The 2,709-nt window shown below is 53.3% G+C and carries 2 protein-coding genes; both read left to right on the top strand.

Going from position 1 to position 2,709, the window contains the following annotated elements; genetic code table 11:
- Window positions 1–51 precede the first annotated feature (51 nt).
- Window positions 52–318: a hypothetical protein gene (locus tag ACSV5M_RS21625; protein WP_439178925.1), complete on the top strand. Its 267-nt coding sequence runs from the start codon at window positions 52–54 to the stop codon at window positions 316–318.
- Window positions 318–2,627, top strand: coding sequence for a DNA topoisomerase (locus tag ACSV5M_RS21630; protein WP_439178926.1), 2,310 nt, complete (start codon window positions 318–320; stop codon window positions 2,625–2,627). Before ACSV5M_RS21625 ends, ACSV5M_RS21630 begins: the two co-directional genes overlap by 1 nt.
- Window positions 2,628–2,709: the final 82 nt, after the last annotated feature.

Here is a 2,709-nt window from a genome sequence, read left to right on the forward strand (position 1 = left end):
TAGGTAGGAGGCATTGACATTCATCTGATTTCAACCGCGAGGGCCAGCGCGATGACGAAATCAATCGATAAACCCGACGTGGAAACGCCGCTGCAGGTATTGCAGCGGTGCGAGAAAGAGATCGCCGCCGCGATCTCCGATCTCATCAACCAGGAAGTGTGCGTGATTGATCCCGATGAACCGCGGCACCACTGTGCCGGCGTCGTCAGCGATGTTTCGGTTGGCACATCGGTGTACGTGAAAGTGCGATTCAGACGGCAACAGGCCATCGCCTACATGCCGTCACAATTGACCATGAAAATGTTGAGTATCCATTGATGCGTTTAGTCATTGCTGAAAAAGAACTGGTTGCGACCGCCATCGCAAAAACTCTGGGGAATACAAAAAAATTCCCTGGATACTTTCAATGCGGATCAGACAAGGTGACCTGGACCAATGGTCACGCGTTGGCGCTGTGCGATCCTGAAGATTATGACGAACGATTCAAGACATGGGTGCTGGACGATCTGCCAGTGGCCCATGTGCCCTGGAAACACAAAGCCATTCCACAAAAAACTAAACAGTTGAAGATCATCAAAGAGTTGCTGGACGAAGCCACGTCGGTCGTGCATGCCGGCGACACCGACGCGGAAGGCCAGCTGCTCATCGATGAGCTCCTGAAATACTATCGTGTTCGTCTCCCGGTTAAACGGGTACTCATCACCAACAATAATCCTAAGATGGTTGCGCGGGCCTTCGCGAACCTGAAAGACAATCGCGAGTTTCAGGGGCTTTCACAAAGCGCGTTAGCACGCAGTGTCGGCGATCAATACTACGGCTACAACATGACCCGGTTGTATACGCTGATGGCACAGGCATTGGGGTACAAGGGTACGCTATCCATTGGACGTGTACAGACCGCGATCCTGGGGTTGATTGTCCGACGTGACCGCGCGGTTGAGACCTTTAAGCCCCACCCCTATTTCCTCTTGAGAGGTCACTTTTCATTTGGCACTGACAATATCGATTCGATGTTAAAGGTGCCTAAGGACGCCCCTGTGGACGCTGAGGGACGGTTGATAGACCGGGATTGGATGGCGTGGGTTCAGCGTGAGTGTACGCATCGCACGGCCGAGATTATCTCCGCTGAAACAACGGAAGAAACCGAACCCCATCCATTGCCCTTCGACCTGCTCCAGCTGCAGGCGGATGTCTCCAGCAAATACGGTATTGATCCGGATAAAACAACGGCCATCACGCAAGCCTTGCGCGATAAATACAATTTGATCACGTACAACCGCAGCGATTGCCGGTATCTCAATGAAGTGAATCACGACGATGCGCCCAACGTCATTGCATCGGTGACCGCGAACGTCGCGCACCTGGTCGACGACTCCATTCGTGCCGCATTGGCCGGTGTTGATCTAAAAATTAAATCGCGCGCCTTCAACTCCGCAAATGTGAAAGTGCATCACGGCATCATCCCCACTGAAGATTTGAAGAATGTGATGGAACTGACGGCCGATGAGCGCAATATCTATTTGATGATTGTGCGTCAGTATCTTGCGCAATTCTGGCCGTTGAAAAAAATGAATGTCACCACGGTGGTGATTGACTGTGCCGGTTATACATTCTCCGTGGGTGGAACCATTGTTACCCATCCGGGTTGGTCAGCGCTGTTCAATTCGGAAGCTGGCAATGATGTGTCGGGCGAAGACGCAACGGATGATGGAGAGGACACTGCCAGTTCGCGTGCGGTAAATCTCCAGGCATTAAAGCGCATGCGCGTCGGCGATCAGGGATCGTGTACGAAAGCCGATATCCTGGAGCGTGTGACAAAACCACCAAAGTACTACACGATGCGCTCGCTCATGCTGGACCTGCGCAACGTGGCCAAGTATGCAAGTCCTGAGATTGCCAGGTTGCTTCGAGAAAGAGATAAGGGCAAGGCCGGTGAGAACGGTGGGATCGGTACCGCCGCCACGCGGGCAACTTTTGTGCCCACACTCATCGGTCGGAACTTTGTCGAAAAGAAGCGTGGAAAAATTGTTTCCACGACACTGGGCCGAAATTTCCACGATACCTTGCCTGCATACGCGACGAACGTCGACATGACCGCGCTCTGGCATGAGCAACAAGTCGACATTGAGAATGGCCGTGGAACCGCGCTCGAATTTGTTGAGCGACTGATCCAGTCCCTTACGGATCATATCGCCGAGGTTAAGGCCAACGGCCTTCCGCAATTCAAATTACCGGGTACACCGGCGAAGAAACCCGTTGATACCACGGAGTTTCCCTGCCGCGCCTGCGGCAAACCACTCGTCCGGCGCGTCTCGGCAGCCAAACGTGCAACCAAAACAACCCCCGCGAAACCTGCAACAGTGTGGTATGGCTGCAGCGGCTACCCCACCTGCAAACAAACCTATTTTGACAAAGACGGCGCGCCGAAATACGAGGCCGGTACCGGCTCAGGTACGGCGTCCAGACCGAATAAGAAAACGCACAAAGCCGGTGACAGTTGTCCCGACTGCCAGAAGGGTTTCCTGTGCAAAAAGACAATCGAGAGCGGCAAGAACGCCGGTAAGGAGTTTCTCGGTTGCAATAAATTCCCTACGTGCCGTTTTTTCCAATGGGGTTCTCAAACATGACGCTGAAACGTATTCCGACCGACGACCCTTGTCCCATCAAGGGTGCTTTGGCGGCAGCCGCCGCCTTTTTTTATTTTCCGCT

The organism is Cellvibrio sp. ARAG 10.3, from assembly GCF_051846955.1.
GTDB lineage: Bacteria > Pseudomonadota > Gammaproteobacteria > Pseudomonadales > Cellvibrionaceae > Cellvibrio.